The organism is Haloarcula halobia (genome assembly GCF_029338255.1).
In the GTDB taxonomy this organism is placed as follows: Archaea; Halobacteriota; Halobacteria; order Halobacteriales; family Haloarculaceae; genus Haloarcula; species Haloarcula halobia.
This window is the reverse complement of the sequence record NZ_CP119787.1, coordinates 408,394-429,416: the sequence shown is the minus strand read 5'-3', so window position 1 is coordinate 429,416 and position 21,023 is coordinate 408,394. Positions and strand designations below refer to the sequence as shown.

At 68.7% G+C, this 21,023-nt stretch carries 18 protein-coding genes; 7 read left to right on the top strand and 11 right to left on the bottom strand.

The window, feature by feature from the left end; translation table 11 throughout:
* Nucleotides 1-59: 59 nt before the first annotated feature.
* On the bottom strand, nucleotides 60-974 hold the full coding sequence (mdh, locus tag P1K88_RS02295) for a malate dehydrogenase (protein ID WP_276412222.1): 915 nt from the start codon (nucleotides 972-974) through the stop codon (nucleotides 60-62).
* Between the two features lie 179 nt (nucleotides 975-1,153).
* Here mdh and P1K88_RS02290 point away from each other — a divergent pair, with 179 nt between their 5' ends.
* The gene (locus P1K88_RS02290; RefSeq protein WP_276412220.1) at nucleotides 1,154-1,906 is read left to right on the top strand and encodes an Sjogren's syndrome/scleroderma autoantigen 1 family protein; all 753 of its coding nucleotides are present in this window, start codon (nucleotides 1,154-1,156) and stop codon (nucleotides 1,904-1,906) included.
* Between the two features lie 17 nt (nucleotides 1,907-1,923).
* Here P1K88_RS02290 and P1K88_RS02285 read toward each other — a convergent pair whose 3' ends face one another.
* The 4 genes from P1K88_RS02285 to P1K88_RS02270 form a co-directional block, all read right to left on the bottom strand.
* The gene (locus tag P1K88_RS02285; protein ID WP_276412218.1) at nucleotides 1,924-4,380 is read right to left on the bottom strand and encodes a DEAD/DEAH box helicase; all 2,457 of its coding nucleotides are present in this window, start codon (nucleotides 4,378-4,380) and stop codon (nucleotides 1,924-1,926) included.
* Nucleotides 4,381-4,454: 74 nt separating this feature from the next.
* Nucleotides 4,455-5,045, bottom strand: coding sequence for a dolichol kinase (locus P1K88_RS02280; protein WP_276412216.1), 591 nt, complete (start codon nucleotides 5,043-5,045; stop codon nucleotides 4,455-4,457).
* A 1-nt stretch (nucleotide 5,046) separates the two neighbouring features.
* Nucleotides 5,047-6,783 (bottom strand): glycine--tRNA ligase, encoded by a 1,737-nt coding sequence (glyS, locus tag P1K88_RS02275; RefSeq protein WP_276412214.1) that lies wholly within the window; start codon nucleotides 6,781-6,783, stop codon nucleotides 5,047-5,049.
* On the bottom strand, nucleotides 6,780-7,625 hold the full coding sequence (locus P1K88_RS02270; protein ID WP_276412212.1) for a CBS domain-containing protein: 846 nt from the start codon (nucleotides 7,623-7,625) through the stop codon (nucleotides 6,780-6,782). Before P1K88_RS02270 ends, glyS begins: the two co-directional genes overlap by 4 nt.
* A gap of 366 nt (nucleotides 7,626-7,991) precedes the next feature.
* On the opposite strand from P1K88_RS02270, the gene P1K88_RS02265 reads away from it, so the two are divergent.
* Nucleotides 7,992-8,159 carry a DUF7556 family protein gene (locus tag P1K88_RS02265; protein ID WP_276412210.1) on the top strand — a complete coding sequence of 56 codons (168 nt, stop codon included), beginning with the start codon at nucleotides 7,992-7,994 and terminating at the stop codon, nucleotides 8,157-8,159.
* Between the two features lie 234 nt (nucleotides 8,160-8,393).
* Nucleotides 8,394-9,980, top strand: a complete 1,587-nt coding sequence (serA, locus tag P1K88_RS02260) for a phosphoglycerate dehydrogenase (protein WP_276412208.1) — start codon at nucleotides 8,394-8,396, stop codon at nucleotides 9,978-9,980.
* 4 nt (nucleotides 9,981-9,984) lie between these two features.
* Here the strand turns inward: serA and P1K88_RS02255 are convergent, their stop codons facing one another.
* The 5 genes from P1K88_RS02255 to P1K88_RS02235 all read right to left on the bottom strand — a co-directional run bounded on the left by P1K88_RS02255 (nucleotide 9,985) and on the right by P1K88_RS02235 (nucleotide 15,242).
* Nucleotides 9,985-10,206 carry a hypothetical protein gene (locus tag P1K88_RS02255; RefSeq protein WP_276412206.1) on the bottom strand — a complete coding sequence of 74 codons (222 nt, stop codon included), beginning with the start codon at nucleotides 10,204-10,206 and terminating at the stop codon, nucleotides 9,985-9,987.
* 137 nt (nucleotides 10,207-10,343) lie between these two features.
* A complete protein-coding gene (locus P1K88_RS02250; protein ID WP_276412205.1) occupies nucleotides 10,344-13,913 on the bottom strand; it encodes a DNA polymerase II large subunit in 3,570 nt (1,189 codons plus the stop codon).
* A 1-nt stretch (nucleotide 13,914) separates the two neighbouring features.
* Nucleotides 13,915-14,337: a PPC domain-containing DNA-binding protein gene (locus P1K88_RS02245; protein WP_276412204.1), complete on the bottom strand. Its 423-nt coding sequence runs from the start codon at nucleotides 14,335-14,337 to the stop codon at nucleotides 13,915-13,917.
* Between the two features lie 161 nt (nucleotides 14,338-14,498).
* Entirely contained in the window at nucleotides 14,499-15,008 is a 510-nt protein-coding gene (locus P1K88_RS02240) for a 2'-5' RNA ligase family protein (RefSeq protein WP_276412202.1), read from the bottom strand.
* A gap of 45 nt (nucleotides 15,009-15,053) precedes the next feature.
* Entirely contained in the window at nucleotides 15,054-15,242 is a 189-nt protein-coding gene (locus tag P1K88_RS02235) for a DUF7554 family protein (protein WP_276412201.1), read from the bottom strand.
* An 89-nt stretch (nucleotides 15,243-15,331) separates the two neighbouring features.
* Between P1K88_RS02235 and P1K88_RS02230 the strand changes: the two genes are divergently transcribed.
* Nucleotides 15,332-16,384, top strand: a complete 1,053-nt coding sequence (locus P1K88_RS02230) for a helix-turn-helix transcriptional regulator (RefSeq protein ID WP_276412199.1) — start codon at nucleotides 15,332-15,334, stop codon at nucleotides 16,382-16,384.
* A 5-nt stretch (nucleotides 16,385-16,389) separates the two neighbouring features.
* Here the strand turns inward: P1K88_RS02230 and P1K88_RS02225 are convergent, their stop codons facing one another.
* The gene (locus P1K88_RS02225) at nucleotides 16,390-16,812 is read right to left on the bottom strand and encodes a DUF2391 family protein (protein WP_276414107.1); all 423 of its coding nucleotides are present in this window, start codon (nucleotides 16,810-16,812) and stop codon (nucleotides 16,390-16,392) included.
* Between the two features lie 315 nt (nucleotides 16,813-17,127).
* Between P1K88_RS02225 and P1K88_RS02220 the strand changes: the two genes are divergently transcribed.
* From P1K88_RS02220 to argH, 3 genes are all read left to right on the top strand, one after another.
* On the top strand, nucleotides 17,128-17,883 hold the full coding sequence (locus P1K88_RS02220; protein WP_276412197.1) for a hypothetical protein: 756 nt from the start codon (nucleotides 17,128-17,130) through the stop codon (nucleotides 17,881-17,883).
* A 293-nt stretch (nucleotides 17,884-18,176) separates the two neighbouring features.
* Nucleotides 18,177-19,475, top strand: coding sequence for an argininosuccinate synthase (locus tag P1K88_RS02215; protein WP_276412195.1), 1,299 nt, complete (start codon nucleotides 18,177-18,179; stop codon nucleotides 19,473-19,475).
* Nucleotides 19,476-19,478: 3 nt separating this feature from the next.
* Nucleotides 19,479-20,987, top strand: coding sequence for an argininosuccinate lyase (gene argH / locus P1K88_RS02210; RefSeq protein ID WP_276412193.1), 1,509 nt, complete (start codon nucleotides 19,479-19,481; stop codon nucleotides 20,985-20,987).
* The last annotated feature ends 36 nt before the right edge of the window (nucleotides 20,988-21,023 follow it).

The window sequence follows — 21,023 nt, the reverse complement described above, 5'->3', positions numbered from 1 at the left end:
CCGACGCTCCCGGTCGGCCGTTCAACCCAAAACCCACCCCCTACGGGGTGTTCTCCCGGTTACGCTATCGTGTCGTACTGCTCTGCGAGCTTGTCGGCCGCCTCGGCCATCAGCTCTTCCTCGTAGTCCTCGAGGTCCCACTCGACGATCTCCTCGACGCCCTCGCTGCCCAGTTTGACCGGCACGCCGAAGGCGGTGTCCTCGTGGCCGAACTCGCCCTGGAGCGTGACCGACGCCGGCAGGACCTCGCCGGTGTCGCGGACGATGGCCTCGACCATGTGGGCGACGCCGCGGGCCGGGCCCCACTCGGTGGCCCCCTTGCGCTCGATGACGTCCATCGCGGACTCCTGCAGATCGGCGAGGATCTCCTCGCGCTCGTCGGCCGAAAAGTCGGGGTCGCTCCCGTCGACGCGGACCTTCGAGAAGACCGGGACCTGTGCGTCGCCGTGTTCGCCCAGGATGGTCGCCTCGACGTTCTGGACGGGGGCGTCGAAGCGCTCGGCGAGGACGTAGCGGAACCGCGCCGAGTCGAGTCGCCCGCCGAAGCCGATGACGTGCTCCCGCGGTCGGTCACCGGCCTCGTAGAGGTGCCGGTTGAGCAGGTCGACGGGGTTCGACGTCGTCAGCGAGACGTAGTCGTCGTTGTGCTCGTCGAGCGAGGACTGGATGTCCTCCATGATCGGCGCGTTGTCGCCCGCCAGATCGATGCGGGTCTGGCCGGGCTGACGGGGGATGCCGGCCGTGATGACGACGACGTCCGAGCCGGCGGTGTCCTCGTAGCCGCCCTGGCGGACCGTCGTGTTCGAGTCGTAGGCGATGCCGTGGTTGGTGTCGGCCGCCTGGCCGACGGTGTCTTCTTCCTTGTCCGGAATGTCCACCAGCACGACCTCGTCGGCGATGTCCCGAATCGCGATGTTGTAGCCCGCAGCGGCACCGACGGTGCCCGCCGCTCCGACTACGCTTACCTTTGTCATAGCATTCGAATGCCGACGCGCACACACGTTAAACGTGTCGAACCCCTGCCGAACGGGTGCGGACTCCCGGTATCTCGGCGTCTGCCGTCCCGCCCGGCGCGTCCTGGGAACGTCTCCGGACGCCGCGGTGGCTACCGGGAGTCGTAAACGGTTTTCAGTCCCGCCACGTTCGAACGCGTATGAGCGACTTCGACAAGGAAGCCGAACGCGAGAAACTCCGCGAGAAGTTCGAGGCCGAGGAGGAGCGACGCCAGGCCACCGAGGAGATGAGCGAACTGCTCTTGAAGGGCGCGACGATGACCAACGCCCACTGCAGCGACTGTGGCGACCCCGTCTTTCGCTACGACGGTCAGGAGTTCTGTCCGACCTGCCAGAAACCGATCACACGCGAACCGGCCGAGGAGGACGCCGAGGGCGGCGACGGGGACGACCACATCGAGGTCGCCAACCCCGGCGACGAGGCTCGCGTCCAGTTTGGCAACCAGGCGGAGTCGGACGATCAGACCGACGACCAGCCCGCCGGGCGTGCCGACGACCCACGACAGGACGCCGAGCGTGCCGACGACCCGCGCGGGGCCGACGAGGCGCAGGCGCAGCCCGGGGCTGCCGCCGGTCCACGTGAAACGGTGGCCGACGCCGATGACCCGAGTCCCGAAGATCGGCCGGCTGACGTGCCGAGGAACGGTACAGAACCCGAACCCGCGGCCGACGAGTCCCGGTCGATCCCCTCTGCCGACCCCTCCGTTTCATCTAGAACCATTGACGAGAATGCGGACGTCGGGGGGGACGTCGCCGCGGCCGAACGGCTCCTCGCACAGACGCTCCGGGAGTTCTCGCAGCGAGCGGCTCAGACGGACAACCCACGACGCGCTCGCGAACACCTCGAGGCAGCGCGCGAGGCCGCCGAGGCGCTGGACGCACTGACGTACTGACGCGTTCCCGACGTCCGTCACTCGCCGTACGTGCCGCCGACCACCTCGCGCACGCGGTCGGCGGTCACCTCCCCGACGCCCGCGACCTCCATGAGGTCCTCCTTCGTGGCGGTCATCACCGCCTCGACGCTCCCGAAGTGTTCAAGCAGGCTCCGGGCCGTGACCGGGCCGACCTCGCCGATGGAGGCGACGACGTACTCCTGTTGCTCGGGCAGGGTCTTCGATTGCTTCTCGCCGTGGACACTCACCTCGCGCTCGGAGACGTCCTGTTCGCGCTCGGCGACGACCGCGAGCAGGTCGGCAGTCTCCGCTTCGTCGCTCGTCCGGAGGACCGACGCGCCGAAGTCGACGGCCAGCGAGGCAAGCGCCCCCTGGATGGCCCGGTGGTGGACGTTCCGGGCTCCGTAGAGGTCCTCGCCCTCGATGACGACGACCGGGCGGGCGTAGTGACGCGCGGCGTCGCCCACCTGCTCGAACATCGAGCGGTCGCCGCCGGTCAGCGTATCCAGGAAGTCCGCGACGGTCTTTCGCTCGACGACCACGCGGTCCGAGAGCACGTAGTCCCCGACGGCCAGGGTCTCTAGGCGCGTCTCGATGCCCTCGCGCGTCGAGAGGTCGCGGGCGATGGTCGAGTCGAGTTCGCGCTGGTCGGCCACGATCTCGACGGCCCCGGCGTCGCTCTCGGGCTTCGCGACGGGACCCTCGGGGTCGTCGGCCGCTTCGTCCCCGGCGGCGTCATCGGCTCCGTCGTCGGCCGGCGCGAACGCGTCCAGCCCCGCCTGGCCGTCCCCGGCCACCGGATCAGGGTCCCGTCCACCCCCCGTTTCGGGTGGACTCCCCGCCCCCTCGTCGCCCGATTCGTCGTCCGCGGCGCTCTCCTCGTCGTACTCGTCGAGGGCGGTCTGGTCCAGTTTTGCTTCGAGTTCGCCGGCGACGCCCTTGAGCTCCTGGAGTTCGTCTTGCATCCGCTTCTGGTCGTTCCGGGCCTTCCAGAAGTACGCCTCGTCGCGGGTGTCCTCGGCCAGGAGGACGACGACCTGACCTTCGGCCTGTCGCCCGGTCCGGCCCTTGCGCTGGATGGCCCGGATGGCGGTCGGAACGGGTTCATAGAAGAGCACGAGGTCGACCTCGGGGACGTCCAGCCCCTCCTCGGCGACGGAGGTCGAGACCAGCACCTCGAACTCGCCGGCCCGGAAGCGGTCCAGCGTGTCCTGTTGCTGGGTCTGGGTCATCCCCTCGCTGCCGTCGGTGTCGCTCTGGCCGACGAACTTCTCGACGTCGAAGTGTCCCGAGAGGAACTCCACGAGCGTCTCGGCGGTGTCCCGGGACTCGGTGAAGACGATGATGCGCTCGCCGTTCTCGATGCCCAGCGTCTCGGCGAGCAACATTCGGGTCTGGCGGAACTTCGGGTGCAGGTCGTCGTAGCTGTTCGCTTTGCGCATCGCCTCGCGAATCTTCGGCTCCGAGACGAGTCGCTGGTCGGCCTTCGACGCGCCGGAGGTGCGGGCGGCCTCCTTCAGACGCTCGAAGTACCGGATCAGCGACTCGACGCTCTGGGTCTCGACGTAGGTCACGGCGGTCCGGAGCTTGCGGATCTCGGCGAGCAGGCTCATCCCCTGGTACCCCTCGCTCTGGTCGTTGTCCATCAGCTGTCGCAACTCGGCTTGCATCCCCTGTATCTCGCGCTCGGAGATGTCCGGCGAGGTCTTGCGGGTCACGCCCAGGTCGCGCAGCTTCTCGAGTCGCTCCGCGACCACCTCGTTGATGGCGTCGCGTATCTCGAGGACGACTTCGGGGAGCTCGACGCGCTTCCACTCGACGCTCGTGTCGTGGGTGTACTCGGCGACGTCGGCGTCGTCTTCGGTCATCACCGCCACCTCCGAGAGCCCGAGGTTCTCACACACCTCCAGAATCGCTTCCTCGTCGTCGCCGGGCGAGGCGCTCATCCCGGTCACCAGCGGGTTCTCGGCGTCGGCGTGGTAGCGCTCGGCGATGTAGTTGTAGGCGTAGTCGCCGGTCGCACGGTGACACTCGTCGAAGGTGCAATGCGTGACCGGGGCGAGCGAGATGCGGTTGCCCACGAGGTCGTTCTCGACGACCTGCGGGGTCGCGATGACGACGCGGGCGTCCGCCCACAGTTCGGCGCGGTCGTCCGGGCGGACCTCGCCGGTGAAGACGACGACGTCGTCGGCGTCGACCTCGAGGGCCTCGCGGTAGAACTCGGCGTGTTGCTGGACCAGCGGCTTCGTCGGGGCAAGCAGGAGCGCCTTCCCGCCGACGGTCGACAGCCGCTCGGCGGTCACCAGCAGCGAGACGGTGGTCTTGCCGAGTCCGGTCGGGAGACAGACGAGCGCGTGGTCCCGGCTCGCCGTCGCGGCCAGTTCGACCTGGTATCGCCGGTTCTCGAGGAACCCCGGCGTCACCAGCGGGCGGTCGAGGTGTTCGCCACCGGACTCGGCGTCGGTGGTCGCCATTGGCGAACCGTTGGCCCCGGCGGCGGTTAAGGGTTCAGGTAGCGCGGTGAAAGTGGAACGTCCCCGCCGCGGACTCAGACCGGCACGACGACCACGCCGGCCCACATCGCGGCCGCACCCAGCACCGGAATCGAGAAGTTGTCGTCGACGACGTAGCCGGCGATTCTGGGCTTGACGCCGTCGGCGAAGGTCGCGGCGGCCCCACCCATGACTGCCGCGACCGGGCGCACGAACGGCGCGGCCAGCAGGGTGCAGACGCCGAACATCACAAACAGTACCCAGGCCTGCTTGACGTTGCTCGCGTCCGCGGAGCCCAGCAGGCCGCTGATTGGATCGCCCACGGTGAGCATCAGCATCGCGGGGACCGCGATGGCGGTGGTCATCCCGGCGGGGCCGACCGCCCAGGCGACGGCCGCCATCCCGACCATGTACAGCGCGTAGCCCGCGGGGTTGTCCTGTTCGTACTCGCGGGTCAGGCGGTCGTAGATGGCCCAGTCGAGGCCGACCGAGAGACGGAGGAACTCGAGGCCGACGGCGACCGCCACGGCCAGCGCCATGAAGGCCTTCACGACGGTCCAGGTGACGAGGCCGGGGGCCACCAGATGCGCGAGCGGGACCGCCGACCCCGAGGCGTGGACCAGTCGCCGGGCGACCTCGTCGGCCATCTTACAGGTCGTCGAACGTCGTCTCGCCGGTGGTCAGCTGGTCGAGCGTCTCGGCCAACCCGTCGATGGAGACGCGCTTCTGCTCGGTCGAGTCCCGCTCCCGGAGCGTGACAGTGTCCTCCTCGAGGGACTCGTAGTCGACGGTCACGCAGTAGGGGGTGCCGACCTCGTCCTGGCGGCGGTAGCGACGACCGATCGCGCCGCTGTCGTCGTAGGTGACCGCGTGGCCCGCCGCCCGCAGCGCTCCGGCGATCTCCCGGGCGTCGTCGTCCATCCCGTCCTTGTCCATCAGGGGGAAGACGCCGACGGTGGTCGGGGCCTGTTCGGGCGGGAGATCGAGGTACGTCCGCGCCTCGCCGTCGACCTCGTCGGTCGAGTACGCGTGGGCCAGCACCGTGTAGACGATCCGGCCGACGCCGAAGGAGGGTTCGACGACGTGGGGCGTGACGTGCTCGCCGCTCTCGGTCACCTCCTCGACGGCGAAGTTCGTCCGCTCGACCGGCACCGTGTAGGACTCACCGTCGGCCTCGACGGTCACCTCGTCGCCGTCGAAGGCCCCGGGGTCCCGTTCGGCCAGCGCTTCGAGTGCGTCGGCGACGTCGCCGGCCGCGCCGCCGAACTCCGGCCCCAGGTAGCTCATGTCGGGGTCGACGGTCGGTCGCTCGACCGTGACGGGGTCGTCGTACTGCTTGAAGACGGTGTAGTCCTCGCCGGAGTGTTCGGCGTGCTTGTCGAGGTCGTAACTGCCCCGGTAGGCGAAGCCGGTGATCTCGATCCAGTCGCCGTCGATCTCGGCCTCGGCGTCCCAGCAGTCCGATGCGTAGTGGGCCAGCTCGCCGGGGAGGTGCTGGCGGAACCGGAACCGGTCCATGTCGACGCCGACGCGCTCGTACCAGTCTTTCGCGACGCCCAGGTAGTAGGCCACCCAGTCGCTGGCGATGACGCCGTCGGCGACGGCTTCGCCGACGGTCAGCTCGACCTGGCCGCCGTCCTCGGCCTGCTGGGCCTCGCCGGAGTACAGCGGGAGGACGACGTCCTCGACCGCCGAGAGGGGCGGCTCGTCTTCTTCGGGGTCGACGAAGTGCTCGAGTTCGGCCTGCGTGAACTCACGCACTCGCACGAGGGACTTTCGCGGTGAGATCTCGTTGCGGTAGGCCTTGCCGATCTGGGCGACGCCGAAGGGCAGCTGGTTGCGGGCGTACTCGGCCAGTTGCGGGAACTCGACGAAGATGCCCTGGGCGGTCTCGGGGCGCAGGTAGCCCGGCGAGGAGGTGCCCGGGCCGATGTTGGTCTCGAACATCAGGTTGAAGTTCTCGACGGGTTCGTCGGCCAGCGACGCGCCACAGGAGGGACAGCCGATGTCGTGGTCGGCGATGATCTCCATGACCTCCTCGTTGGGCAGGGACTCGGCCTCCTCGATGTCGGTGTTGTCCTCGACGACGTGGTCGGCCCGGTGGGTCGCGCCGCACTCGCCGCACTCGACGATCATGTCGTCGAAGCCGTCCAGGTGGCCCGAGGCTTCGAAGACGGGTTCGGGCATCACGTCCGGCGCGGATATCTCCTGGTGACCCTCCTTGACGACGAAGCGGTCGCGCCAGGCCTCCTCGACGTTCGACTTCAGGGCCGCGCCCTGCGGGCCGTAGGTCCAGAAGCCGGCGGCGCCGCCGTAGGCCCCGGCGGCCGGGAAGAAAAAGCCCCGGCGCTTGGCCAGTTCGGTGAGGCGCTCGCCCTCGCTCATAGGGCCCTCAGCAGGTCGATGTCCCGGACGATGCCGACCAGGTCCGAACCGGAGACCAGCGGAATCTGCTCGATCTCGTGTTCGATCATCAGCTGGGCCGCCTCCGTCGCGGTCCGGCGCTTGTTGACGGTGACCAGGTCCTCGGTCATGAACTCGCGTACGGGTTCGACCGGGATCTCGACGTTGCGCGTCGGCATGTAGCGACCGCCGACGGCCTTGATACCCTCCCAGGCCCACTCGTCGTCCTGGCCGGCGATGGAGTCGCCGGTGTCGTCCTCGCCCTCGACGACGCGAGCCACCTCGATGATGTCCACTTCGGTCAGCATGCCTGCGGTGTCGCCGTCGTCGTCCAGGACGACGCCGTAGGGGACGCCGGCGTGGGCCAGCTCTCGCTCGGCGACCGTCAGTGGCGTCCCGGCGTAGATGCAGTTGATGTCGCGGCCCGCCAGGTCGCCGACCTCCGTCTCCCCGTCGGCGTCGCCGCTGGCGATGGCGCGGATGACGTCGGTGACGGTGACGATTCCCTCGAGCTCGCCGTCGACGACGGGCAGTCTGCGTTCGCCTTTCTCGACCATCAGACGGGCGGCCGCCTCGACGGTGGCCTCCGCGGTCGTGGTCTCGACTTCCTCGACGAGCAGTGCCAGCTGGTCTTCGTCCGGCCGGTCGATGAGGGCGTCCCGGGAGACGATGCCACGGAACTCCTCGCCGTCGTCGGTCGCTTTGATCACGGGGACGGACGAGAACGCCCGCTCCTGGAGGTACTCGAGAACGTCGTCACGGGTGCCGGGAATCTCGACGGTGACGACCTCCGAGCGAGGCGTCATGACGTCTGCAACGTTCATACTGCCAAAGGGTCCGCCCCGCACCTACTAAGTCCTTAACATCCGCCGCGTTCGACCGCCAGCGGTGCCCTCGGCGCCCTCCCCCAGGCGCCTCGCGTCGCCGGGACGGCTCCCGACCCGCGGATGATGGGCCAGTGCCCCCCGCCATCCTGTCACTCGGAGAATCGGTCACGATAACGAGCAATTACCCGGTTTCATCCCGGATTACCCTCCCAGACGCTCGAATCGAGCGTTTGCTGGAAACTAACAGTAGCGTCGTTTCACACTCGAGAATCGCAGTGACCGGACGATGTCAATTCTGAGGGCACTGACGCGCCGTGCGTCGGTTCCGCTATTCTTAAATACTATTGTTACATATTATCATGCATGGAGCCGGACACGGTTGCCCCAGTGGAAGTTGCTGCGGACGGAGAGGTCATGGCTTCCGTCGAGGAAGGCACGACCGACACCCTCATCATCGCGGACGTCTCGCAGGACGACGCCTATCTTACACTTCCACTCGTAGAGGCGGCCTCGCTCCCGGCATGGCGGTAAGCGTCTGTTTCGACCCGGTCGTCGAGACGCTATCGACGGTTCTCGCCCGGTAACGCCATCTTATCACCCCGCTCGACCAGTGGATCCTGTCGTGCCCACGTCCCGATGCCGGTCGGCAGGTCCACGGACCGCCGGTTTCCCCGACGTTCGTCTCTCGCCCGTCTGTGGTTTCGGGTCGCGTACACACGCGACGAGAAAACAAGCGTTATGGCCCCCCAGGAAGTCCGACCCGGTATGAAGGTACTCGTCACGGACCCCATCGCGGACGCCGGACTCGAACGCCTCCGCCAAGCGGGCCACGAGGTCGAGACAGCCTACGACGTCGAGGGCGAGGCACTGTTCGACGCCGTTTCCGACGCCCACGCGCTCATCGTCCGCTCCGGCACGGACGTCTCGAGAGCGCTGTTCGAGGCCGCCCCCGAACTCGTCATCGTCGGCCGGGCCGGCATCGGCGTCGACAACATCGACATCGACGCCGCCACCGGCCACGGCGTCGTCGTCGCGAACGCCCCCGAGGGCAACGTCCGCGCCGCCGCCGAACACTCCGTCGCGATGGCGTTTGCCACCGCGCGCTCTATCCCCCAGGCCCACGAGCGCCTGAAGCACGGCGAGTGGGCCAAAGGCGAGTTCCTCGGCACCGAGCTCAACAACAAGACGCTGGGCGTCGTCGGTTTCGGGCGCGTCGGCCAGGAGGTCGCCAAGCGGTTGGGTCACCTCGGGATGGACATCGTGACCTTCGATCCCTACATCAGCGAGGAACGCGCCAGCCAGTTCGGCGCCGACCTTGTCGACGAACTCGACGAGTGTCTCGCGGCCGCCGACTTCGTCACCATCCACACGCCGCTGACCCCCGAGACCGAGAACATGATCGGCGAAGAGGAACTCGCCCAGCTCGAGGGCGGCTACGTCGTCAACTGTGCCCGCGGCGGCATCGTCGACGAGGCGGCGCTGGCCGAGGCCGTCGAGGACGGCGTCCTCAAAGGTGCGGCGCTGGACGTCTTCGGCGAGGAACCGCTGGACCCCGGTAGTCCGCTGCTGGACGTCGACGACGTCATCGTCACCCCCCACCTGGGCGCCTCGACTGAGGCCGCCCAGGAGAACGTCGCCACCTCAACGGCCGACCAGGTCGTCGCGGCGTTCAACGAGGAACCGGTCGCGAACGCACTGAACGCCCCCTCCATCGACCGCGCGACGTTCGAACAGGTCCAGCCGTACCTCGACCTGGCCGACACCGCCGGCCGAATCGCCGTCCAGCTGTTCGACAAGCACATGTCCACCGTCGAGGTCGCCTACGCCGGCGACATCGCCGACCAGGACGTCGAGTACGTCACTGCCAGCGCGCTGAAAGGCGTCTTCGAGCCCTCCGACATGCAGGTCAACGCGGTCAACGCCCCCCAGATCGCGAAGGAGCGCGGCATCGACGTCACGGAGTCGAAGACGAGCTCCGCAGAGGACTACCAGAGCCTCATCACCGTCACCGTCTCCGACGGCGAGGACTCCGTCTCCGTCTGTGGGACCCGATTCGGTGGCGAGGAGTCCCGCATCGTCCGCATCGACGGCCACCGCATCGAGGCGGTCCCCCACGGCCACATGCTGGTCGTCCGGAACAAGGACGAACCCGGCACCATCGGCTTCATCGGGACGGCACTCGGCGAGTCCGACATCAACATCGCGGGGATGTTCAACGGCCGCCGGACCATCGGCAGCGAGGCGCTCTCGGTCTACAACTTGGACGAGAAACCGCCCGCCGAACTGCTCGAGACATTGAACGCCGACGACCGCATCATCGAGACCACCTACGTCGCCCTCGGCGACGAGTAGGCCCCTACCGCTGTTCTAACAGTCGCTCGTACCGGTCGACGAGCGCCTGTCGTTGCTGTTCTCTGCGTTCCAGTTCCGACTCGAGCGTGGCGACCTGGTGTTTCAGGACCGCTATCTCGAGCTGGTAGAGCGTGCTGGGCGAGTAGGTCGGCCCGCGCTCGCGTACCTGGATGCTGGGCGCCGCCGGCGATTCGGGCGTCGCCCCGTCGTCAGGGCGTGTGACCATATCGCAAGGACGGCACAGGGGGTCAAAAGCACCCATCGGACGACTGTCACACGACCGTCACACGGCGTCCGTATCTGGTACGTACGTGGCCGCAAGCGGGGTCGGGGGGCACAGAGAACTGGTTCGGTCGGCCGCGCTCACATGAAGTCGGCGATGCCCGACTGCTTGTTGTGGTCGTTCTCGAAGACGGACTCGATGGAGCGCTCGAGAATCTTCAGGCGCTGTTTCGTGTAATCCCGCGCGCCGAACTCCTCGGCGACACGGATGGCCGTGTCGATGTACTTCGTGACCGACCCCTCGTGGACGGTGAGGTTCACCCGCCCGCCACACTCCCGGCAGTCGCCGCTCAGGGGCATCCGCCGGTAGGACTCCCCGCAGTCCAGACAGCGGGTCTCCTGGCGGGAGAAGGCCCGGAGGTTCCCGATGAGGTCCGGCAGGAAGTGGTACTCGATGATGCGTTCGGCGACGTCGCTCTCGACGACCGAGCGCAGCGTCCGCGAGATGGCGAGCTGGGCGTCCATCTTGTCCTCCATCGACCCCAAAGTCTTGTACGCCGACAGCGCCGGCCCCGCGGCGATGTTCGTGGTGTCGTGGGTGTGCCGGAAGTCGGTGTACTCGCGGTCGGTGCCCAGCGTCGACTCCGCGATCGTCATAACCTCCTCGACGTCGGCGGGGTCGGCCATCTCGCGGGTCGCCTCGTAGAACTCCCGGGGATAGGCGTCCATGATGTCCATGTTGTGGGCCTCGTCGTCGATCTCGCTGGGGTCGATTCGCGAGGACATCACCAGCGGGGCGTCCATCCGGCCCCCGCGCTTGTCGGGGAGATAGGCACGCGAGAAGTTCAACAGGCCGTCCATGAGGAGCATGACGCAATCTTCGTCACCATCGCAGTTGCGGCGCTTAGCGGCGTGAAAATACGGATGCGCGTACCCGACGGCCGCCGACGTGAACCCGACGACGCGGCCCACCGTCGCCGCGCTCGTGTGGGGGGCCATCCCGAAGACGAGTTCGCCCACGAGGTCCTCGCGGCCGTCGAACTCGTAGTACCGCTCGAGGCCGTAGTACTGTTCCAGCAGATCGTCGACGAAGGCGGCGGTCTGAAGCATGTGCTCGGCCGCGCCGTCCGAGAGGACGACGTCCTGGACCTTGAGTTCGACCAGCTGGTCCTCGTGGGTGAGGCGTTCGCCGTGGATGTCGTACTCGTAGCCCAGCGACCGCAGTCGGTCGGCTTCGACGTCGAGTTCCGACGGCCGCACCGCGGTCACCGGCAGGTCGGTCATGTCGTAGCGGACGGTGCCGTCCTTGAACGACGAGACGTCGTGTTTCGCCCGGAGGACGCCCTTCTCCATCGGCTCGGGGATCTTTTCGGCCGAGGAGAGCCCCTTGACGCCCTTCAGTTGCTCGAAGGCCGTCTCGCGCTCGCCGACCGATTCGAGGGCGTCGCGGTAGGCCGCGTGGATGTCGAGTTCCTTCGTCTGGACCGGCGAGGCCAGCGTCTCACAGCGAGGACACTCGGCCCGGCCCGACTCGTCGGGTTCGACCTCCTCCCCGCAGTCGCGACACTCGTAAACGGTCTCGGCCGCGCCCGAACACTCCGGACAGCGGGCCATGTGGGTCTCGGTGCCACACTCCAGACACCGCCGGCGGGCGACCTCCACCTCGACGCGGCCCGGCGTGTCGCTCATCGAGTCGGCGTGCTTCGCCGCCGTCGCGACGTCCCGCTGGGCCCCGCCGGCCTCGCCGATGGGGAAGAGGGTGTGGACAGCCGGCGAGAGGTCCCGGCGCTCGGACTTCTCCGGGCGACCCATCCGGTTCCCGATGCGGGTGGGGGCGCGCTCGCGGACCTCGAAGGGGGCAATCTCGTTCACCGCTTCGATGGCGTTGTCGCCGTCGTCGTACGTGCGGGCGCGCTCGGAGAGATCCGCCGGGGTCCAGTCCCGGTCCAGCGACCCCGAGAAGCCAAGCGTCCGGACCAGCGGCACCCAGTCCTCGACGATCAGGGAGTCCTCGTCCTGGGTGTGTTCGACCAGTAGATGCTCCAGCGTCTCCCGAACTGGCTCGGACTTCGGGAGCACGAGCGCTCCGTCGACGGCCGCCTCGCGTTCCATCGCCGCCCCGTCGGTCTGTGCGACCCGTGCCGCCTCGACGGCGTCGGCGAGGGCCGTCACTCGGTCGACCGTGACGTCGTGCCAGAGGTAGGTGTACTTCGGGTGGAGCGGCGCGTCGTACTCGTTCGCCCACGCCAGGGCTTCCTCGGCGCTGGGTTCGGCGAGGTCGACGGTGGGGTCGTCGCACAGCGCCTGGACGTCGGCGCCGGCGGCCTCGACGTCCTGCTCCCACCACTCGACGGTGTAGGAGGCGGGCGCGAGCGGGTGGTTGTTCTCGACGAACTCGCCGTAGTTGACCAGGTACTCGCCGAGGTCCAGGACCTTCTCGACCCCGTTGCGCACCGCCAGGGCCTCCTCGGCGTCGTCGATGCGCCGGACCTCGCCGTTGGCGAGGCGAACGGTCGGCCCTTCGATGGTGTCGACGGGGACGACGCCGGCGGCTTTCCCGGGCCGCTCGGTCTTGATCTGGGTCCCGGTCGCCAGGAAGTCGTCGACCAGGTGCATCGTCGCCGGGTGGACGCCGGCCGTCGCGAACCCGTGGTTCCTGGCCCGGCCGTAGCGCAGGCGGAAGCCGCCCGGCTTCGAGGGGTGAGAGAAGACGGGTCGGCCGGCGATGAGGTCCCGGAGGTACTTCTTGGCGGGGTCGACGCGCGGTGGCCCACTCGGTTCCTCGCTCGCGTCGTCGTCCTCCTCCCTGGCGTCCTCGCTCCCGTCCTCGCCGTCGTCGTCTGCTTCCTCGGCGGCCTCGCTGTCCTCGTCGCCGATGGTCCCGTCGATGAGGTCCTGGAGCCACGGCCAGTCGACCTCGTCTAAGTTCCGCGTGTAGCGCTGGATCTTCGGGGCCTTCAGGGCGATGCCCTCCGCGAGCACGAGGCACATCCCGCCGCGCGCCGAGTTCGAGTCCACGCGCTCGAGGTCCCGGAAGCCCGAAACCTCCTCGTCGCCGGTGGCCTCGCCGTCGAGCATGATGGGCATGTGCTCGGCGATGAACTTCGTCTCCTTCTCCTTCGGGGAGTACTGGAGGCCGGTGTCCTTGTCGTAGAGGTCGACCTCCTCGGCGTAGCGGCCGATCTCCTCCTCGCGGGCCCTGTACTGGTCGATGCCGAGCAGCGCGCGGGCGTAGTCGGCGACCAGCACCGACAGTGCCTGGGCGGTCCCGCCCGCAGAGCGGATCGGGCCGGCGTAGTAGACGTTGATGAACTCCGTCCCGTCGTCGTTTTCGAGCAACTCGACGCGGTCGATCCCCTCGATCGGCGCGGCGACCACACCCTCGGTCAGCAGGGCGACGGCGGTGCGGACCGCGCCCTCGACTTTCCCCTCGCGGGTGTCGTAGTCGCCGACGGTCCCCTCGACGAAGTCGTCGACGAGTTCCAGGGCGGCCTCCTCGCGGGACATCTGCCCCTCGAGTTCGCGCACGCGCTCGGCGACGCCCTCGATGCCGAGGATGTTCTCGACGCGGTCGGCCATGTCCCTGGCCGTGGGAATCTCGACCTCGGGTTTGGGGTCCCCACCTCGTTTCTTCGCGCGCTGGGCGACGGCCATCGCCTCGTCGAGTTGCGTCTCCAGCGTCTCGAAGTACTGTTCGTCGGCCTCTCGCATCTCAGCGCTCCCAGAGGTCCAGGTCCGTCGTCTCGTCGTGGGCGCGTTCCAGGTGGGTGTCGAACCCACGGACGTACACCTCGCCGGCGAACACCGTCGCGCTGTTCAGGTGGCCCGCGATGGCCTCGCCGTCCGGCCGCGAGAGGACGGCGTGGGTGTGGGCGAACCGCTCGCCGTCCAGCCACGAGACGTTGCCCATGCAGGCGGCCATCTCGAGTTCCTCGTCGAACGTGACGGGGTCGTACTCCTGTCGGTCCTGGTCGTAGAACCATATCTCGGCGTCCTGCACCGCGCCGAGCCCGTAGAAGAAGGCCGCGTCGAGGTCCTCGTCGTCGGCGAGCCCCTCGATCTCCGCTCGCCAGTCGGCGCCGTGGTCCAGTCGGCAGACGAACTCCGAGGCGGTGTCGACCTCGCGATAATCCATACGCGATTGCCACGGCAGGCGAGGGCAAAAACGTTGCCACCCGCGCCGAAGGTTCATATGCGAACCCGGGACCAGTTCCGCTGTGCGCTGAACGTCGCCCCGGGGCGTCCCGCGATAGCGTGACACGCCGCTCCGGGACCGGGAGTGTCACCTGTTCGCCACTACGCCGGGAGGGACACCCGCGAGACCGACTGCCCGCGCTCGGCATCCTGGAAGACCAGCTCTTCGACGGTCCACTCCACGGGGTCGATCTCCCGGGCGACGAGGCGGTCGGCCGCCGCCCGGTCGCCGCCGCGCGCGACGGTTACGTGGGGGGTGTAGTCGTCGCCTTCGAGCCCGTCGATCGCCTCGAACGACTCGCAGAGTCGCTCGTGGAGGGCGAGCAGTCCGGGGCTCTCGACGGCGAGGTACACGACGGGCGAGGGGCCCGTGACGGCCGTCTCGAACTGCTCGATTCCCGTCACCCGGACCTGGAAGGGAGCGGTTCCCCGAAGTGCGTCCCGCGCTCGCCCCTCGAGGCGGGCGTAGGCCGTGTGGTCGCCCCCGCCGAGGCGCTTTATCACCAGCGTGTGCTCGCCACGAGGCCGGGCGCGTGCTCGCGGGAGCTCGCGGGCAAGCTCACTCGCACGCCTGGTGACGGCGGCGGGAATCGAGACGTTCAGACTGTACACGGTGGTGTGGAGTCGTGCGGACGGCAAAAGGGGCGCGGTCGGGCGTTACAGGCGACCGGTCAGGTAGAGGATGATGAGGACGATGAGAACGATGCCGAGCAGTGGCTGGAGCGGTCCCAGCAACCACCCCAGTATGCCCAGTACCTCTCCGACGACCTCGAGCCCGATCCAGACGATGATGAGGACCAGCAGTACCTTCAGCAGCGTCTCGACCTCGAGTTTCGCGCGATCCATGGGTGAGCCCTGTCGACGGACGGAGATATCCCTTGTGGCCCGGTCTCGGTGGTAAGGTATTTCATCCGAGCCTCGAAAGCCACGCGAAGATGCCACCGACTGGCCGCCTCCTGGCGCTCGCACTGGTCGTGACGCTGTTCCTCGTCCCGACTGCATCCGCCGGCGTCTTCGATGCGCTCGCCCAGCAGTCCGTCGATCCGGACGTGGTCGTGATGACCGCCGACGTCGAGGCGGACGGGGACGCCCGGTGGACGGTCGCCTACCGCATCCGCCTCGACGACGACAACGACACCCAGGCCTTCGGGGACCTCCGGGCGGACATCGAGGCCAACGAGTCGGTCTACACCGACCGCTTCGGCGACCGGATGGGGCGGACAGCTGCGACGGCCGAGAACGCCACCGGCCGGTCGATGGCCGTCCGGAACGTCTCGGTCACCGCCCGGCAGGAGACGTTCGGCCAGACGTACGGCGTCGTCACCTACCGGTTCCGGTGGACCAACTTTGCGGCGACGAGCGACGGGCAACTCGAGAGCGGCGACGCGCTCGCCGGCCTCTTCCTGGACAGCGACACCTCGCTGACGCTTCGCTGGCCGGCCGCCTACACCGCCACCTCTGTCACCCCCCAGCCCGACGACCGGACGAACACCTCCGTGACCTGGCGGGGCCAGCAACAGTTCGGGACCGACGAACCCCGCGTCGTCGCCACCGAAGGCGCGCCCTCCGACAGCGGTGGCCTCGACCCGCTGGTCGTCGGCGGCGCGCTCGTGGTGCTGCTCGCGTTGGCGGCCGCGGCGGTCCTCACTCGTCGGCGCCTCGCCGGTGAGGGTGGTGACGGCCCCGACGGCGGCGACACGCAGACGGCGACCGACGACGGGGACGCGGACGCCGCTGCGCAGGCCGAGACGGCGCCGCCGGACGACCTCCTCAGCAACGAGGAGCAGGTGCTGCGCCTGCTCGAACGTAACGGCGGCCGAATCAAGCAACAGGCGGTCGCCAGCGAACTCGGGTGGACCGACGCAAAGACGAGCCAGGTCATCGGTGGTCTGCGCGACGACGAGCGGGTCGAGACGTTCCGAATCGGCCGGGAGAACGTCGTCATGCTGCCGGACGTGGACGTGACCGACGCCGACGACGACGAGTAACCCGCTCAGAACAGCGAGTCGGCCGTCGCCGCCCCGACGACGCCGAAGATGGCCCCGATACAGATGGCCTTCAGCGTCGTCGAGGGCCCGGCATCGAACGTCTCGGGGGCGTTGAACACGAACGCGAGGACCGCCACCGAGAGATACGAGATGAGTATCAGGGAGACGAAACGCAGCGGAATCCCGAGGACGGACCGCTCCTGGTCGGGGTCACGGTCGTCGTTTGCACGATAGAGCGTCCCGTAGCCGATGCCCAGGACCATCAGCACGGTGACGGCCCACTGCACCCAGTTCATCGTCGTGGCGAGGCTCCACACCTCCTCGGTGACGACGAACGGGGCCGAGAGGATGAACCCGCCCACGATCTGCTGGGCCACGTCGTCGAGACCGAAGATGCGGCCGGCGGTGAACCGGGTGAGCGTCTCCATGGTTCGCATGATGACCCGCCGCTCGACCGGCGAGTCGACGACGTCCTCGAGTTCCTTGAGGTCTTCCAGCAGCTCCTCGACCTCCCGCTTGTCCGGCTCGTCCTCGTCGTCGCCGCGCCAGTCGTCGTCGGTCACGCCCGTCCGTACCAGACCGCCCGACAAAACTGTACCCTAGCTGTCTCCGGGCTCGACGGCGAGTGGTGGTGTTCGCCCGGAAGTGGCCGCCTTCTGGCGGTTTAATCCGCCTTAATCCGGGGAAATCCGGGCTGACCGTCTGTCGGTTATACGGCGGTCCCGCGCCAAGTGTAGCGTACGATGAGACGAAGTATCCCCGCAGTGGTCGTCGCCGTGCTCGTCGCCGTGTCCCTGGTCGGCCTGCCGGCCACCACGATGGCACAGGAGACGACCACCACCGAATCGACGGCCGTCCCACCCGGTGCACAGTTCGCCGGCGCCGTCGGCGTTCAGGGCGCGGAACTGGGCGGTGACGTCGAGGCCCGCGCCTACGGCATCAGCGTCGCCAGGGCGCACTCCGACGATGCTCGCGCCGCCGTCGTCGCCAGGCAGGCCGGCGACGTCGAGACCCGACTCGAGCGCCTCGAACAGCGCAGGGCCGCCTTCGACCAGGCCCGGGCGAACGGCTCGATGCGCGAGGGCGAGTACCGCGCTCGCATGGCGCACCTGCACGCCGAGACCCGCGCCACCGGCCGACTGGCCAACCAGACCGCCACGACGGCCGACCGGCTCCCCGCCGACACGCTCAGGGCCAACGGCGTCGACGTCGACACCGTCCGACACCTCGCCGACCGGGCCCACCGGATGACCGGCCCCGACGTGGCCGAGATGGCCCGGCAGATAGCCGGCCCGCACGCCGGCGACCCGCCCCGTCAGGACCGTGCGGTCGGCGGCCCGATGGGCGGTGACGCCGGACCGGGAGACGACCGTGGCCCGAACGCGGGTGACGACCACGGTCCGCACATGGGTGAGGGCACCGCGGACGAGACGATGCGCACCCGGCGGACCCCGAACGGGACGGCGACGGCCGACGGCGATCACTCCCGGAACCCCTGACGTCGTGTGAACATCTGTCGTGGTACCGCGGCGCAGACTCTCTCGAACACGGAAGTTATTTGTAGCCGACTCTCGGTACCACCACGTACATGATCGTGACCTCTCGGCGCACGGCTGCCGACGCCAGCGAGAGGTCCACCACCCTTCTGCGACTGCGACGACGGGCCCTCCGTTAGGCCCACTACCACCCACACTTCGTCTCACGGTTCGTTCGTCGCCGACCACCGCCGTCGGCTGTCCGGCAGGGAAGCGAAATCGACAGTCACACCACGGAACCCACCCACGACCTACCAATGACAGACGGAAACGGCACCGTCGCGCTCGCCTTCTCCGGGGGGCTCGACACGACAGTCTGCGTATCGCTGCTGAAAGAGGAGTACGGCTACGACGAGGTCATCGGCGTCACCGTCGACGTCGGCCAGCCCGACTACGAGTTCGAGGAGGCAGCAGAGACCGCCGAGGCGCTGGGCGTCGAGCAGTACGTCGTCGACGCCCGCGAGGAGTTCGCTGACCTCTGTATGGACGCCGTCAAGGCCAACGCCGACTACCAGGGCTACCCGCTCGGGACGGCGCTGGCCCGCCCGGTCATCGCGAAGGCCATCCTCTCGGTGGCCCAGGAGCAGGACTGTGCCGGCATCGCCCACGGCTGTACCGGCAAGGGCAACGACCAGCTGCGATTCGAGGCCATCTGGCGCGATTCGGACCTCGAAGTCGTCGCCCCCGTGCGCGAACTCGGGCTCACCCGCGAGTGGGAAAACGAGTACGCCAAAGAGCAGGGCCTGCCCGTCGAGGGCGGCGACGGCGGCCGTTACTCCATCGACACGAACCTCTGGAGCCGCTCCATCGAGGGCTCGGAGCTGGAGGACCCCTCGACTATCCCCGAGGACGACATCTACAAGTGGACCGACAACCCCTCCGGCAAGGCGGCGGAACTCGTCGAGATCACCTTCGAGGCGGGCGTGGCCGTCGCGCTCGACGGCGAAGCGCTGGGGACGGTCGAGCTCATCGAGCAGCTCAACGAGCAGGCCGGTTCCTTCGGCGTCGGCCGCACCGACATGATGGAAGACCGGATGCTCGGCCTGAAGGTGCGCGAGAACTACGAGCACCCGGCCGCGACGGTGCTCCTGACGGCCCACGAGGCACTGGAGGGGCTCGTCCTCACACAGGAGGAACGCGCGTTCAAGGCCCAGGTCGACCAGCAGTGGTCCCAGAAGGCCTACGAGGGCCTGGTCGACGCGCCGCTGGTCAGTGCGCTGGAGGCGTTCATCGACGACACGAACGAGCGTGTCACCGGCACCGTGACGATGAAACTCGAGGGCGGCCACTGCCGCCCGGTCTCCCGCGAATCGGCCTACGCCGTCTACAGCGAGTCGGCGGCCTCCTTCGACGAGGAGACCATCACCGGCGGCATCACCCAGCAGGACGCCACCGGCGTCGCGAAGTACCACGGCTTCCAGTCCCGCCTGGCCAACGACATCCTCGAGGACGCGAAGAAAGACACGGCCGTGCCCGACGGGAGCGGGGCCGACCAGGGGGAGGCCCCGGAGCACGCGAACGGCACCGCCGTGAGCGGCGAGGCCGACCAGGAGTAAGCCATGACCGACGGCGAGGACCCCAGCACGGACGAGCACGCCGACGACAGCGGGGCCGACGAGACTGTCGTCCGCCGCGACCGCTTCGCCGGCGGCCCGGCCCGCGCGTTCCTCTCGTCGCTTTCAGACGACGAGCGCATCTTCGCGGCCGACCTCGCCGTCGACCGCGCCCACGTCGTGATGCTGGTCGAGCAGGAGATAATCGAGGCCGACGTCGCCGGCGAGATCCTGGCGGCCCTCGACGACGTCGAGGCCACCGGTCACGACGCCCTCCCGGACGGGGAGGACGTCCACGAGGCCATCGAGAGCGCCGTCATCGAGCGCGTCGGCCCCGACGGGGGGAAGATGCACACCGCGCGCTCGCGCAACGACGAGGTGGCGGCCTGCATCCGCTACCGCCTGCGCGCGGACCTGCTGACCCTCCTCGAGACGCTCGTCGGTGCCCGCGAGCAGCTGCTCGCGGTCGCCCGCGACCACGACGAGACGGTGATGCCGGGCTACACGCACCTCCAGCCCGCGCAACCGACGACGGTGGCCCACTGGGTGCTGTCCTACGAACAGGCGCTGCAGCGCGACACCGCACGGTTGCTCTCGGCCTACCGTCGCGTCAACCAGAACCCCCTCGGGTCGGCCGCCTTCGCGGGGACGCCGTTCGACGTCGACCGGTCGCGCACCGCCGAGCTGCTGGGGTTCGATTCGGTCGCGGAGAACTCGATGGACGCCTCGGCGAGCCGCGACTTCCTCGTGGAGGTGACGAGCGCCGTCGCGACGCTTGCGACGACCCTGTCGGGCCTGGCCGAGGACCTCGTCGTGATGGCCAGCAAGGGCCACGTCGACCTCCACGACGAGTATTCCTCGACGAGTTCCATCATGCCCCAGAAGAAGAACCCGGACACGCTGGAGCTGGTCCGCGGGCGCACCGGCGACGCGACGGCGGGGCTGAACGGCCTGCTCACCAACCTCAAAGGACAGCCCCGCGCGTACAACCGCGACCTGCAACGCGCCGGCCGGCACGCCTGGGACGCCATCGACAGCGTCACCGAGAGCGTCGAGGTGGCGGCGGGGGCCGTCGCGACGGCCGACTGGCCCGAGGAGACACTCGAGGCTGCCGCAACCGACGGGTTCGCCACCGCGACGGGGGTCGCGGACCTGCTGGCGATGGCCGGCGTCCCGTTCCGCACTGCCCACGAGGTGGTCGCCGAGGCCGCCGCACAGCTGGGGCCGGACGAGAACGCGCCGGACTACGAGGCCCTGTCGACGGTCGCCGAGGACGTGCTGGGCGACCCGCTGTCTGCGTACGTCGAGCGCGATGCCGTCGAACAGGCGCTGGACCCGACCGAGAGCGTCGCGATGCGGAACTCCCGCGGAGGGCCTGCCCCCGAGGCCGTCGCCGCGCAGGTGTCAGTCGCCGAAGAGACCCTCACGACGGACCGGGAAGGGCTCGTCGAACGACAGACTGCCGTCGAGGCGGCCCACGAGCGCCGCCAGACGGAGGTGAGGCGCCTTGCCTGAGCGACGACGACCCCCGCGAGGGGCTCAAATACAAAA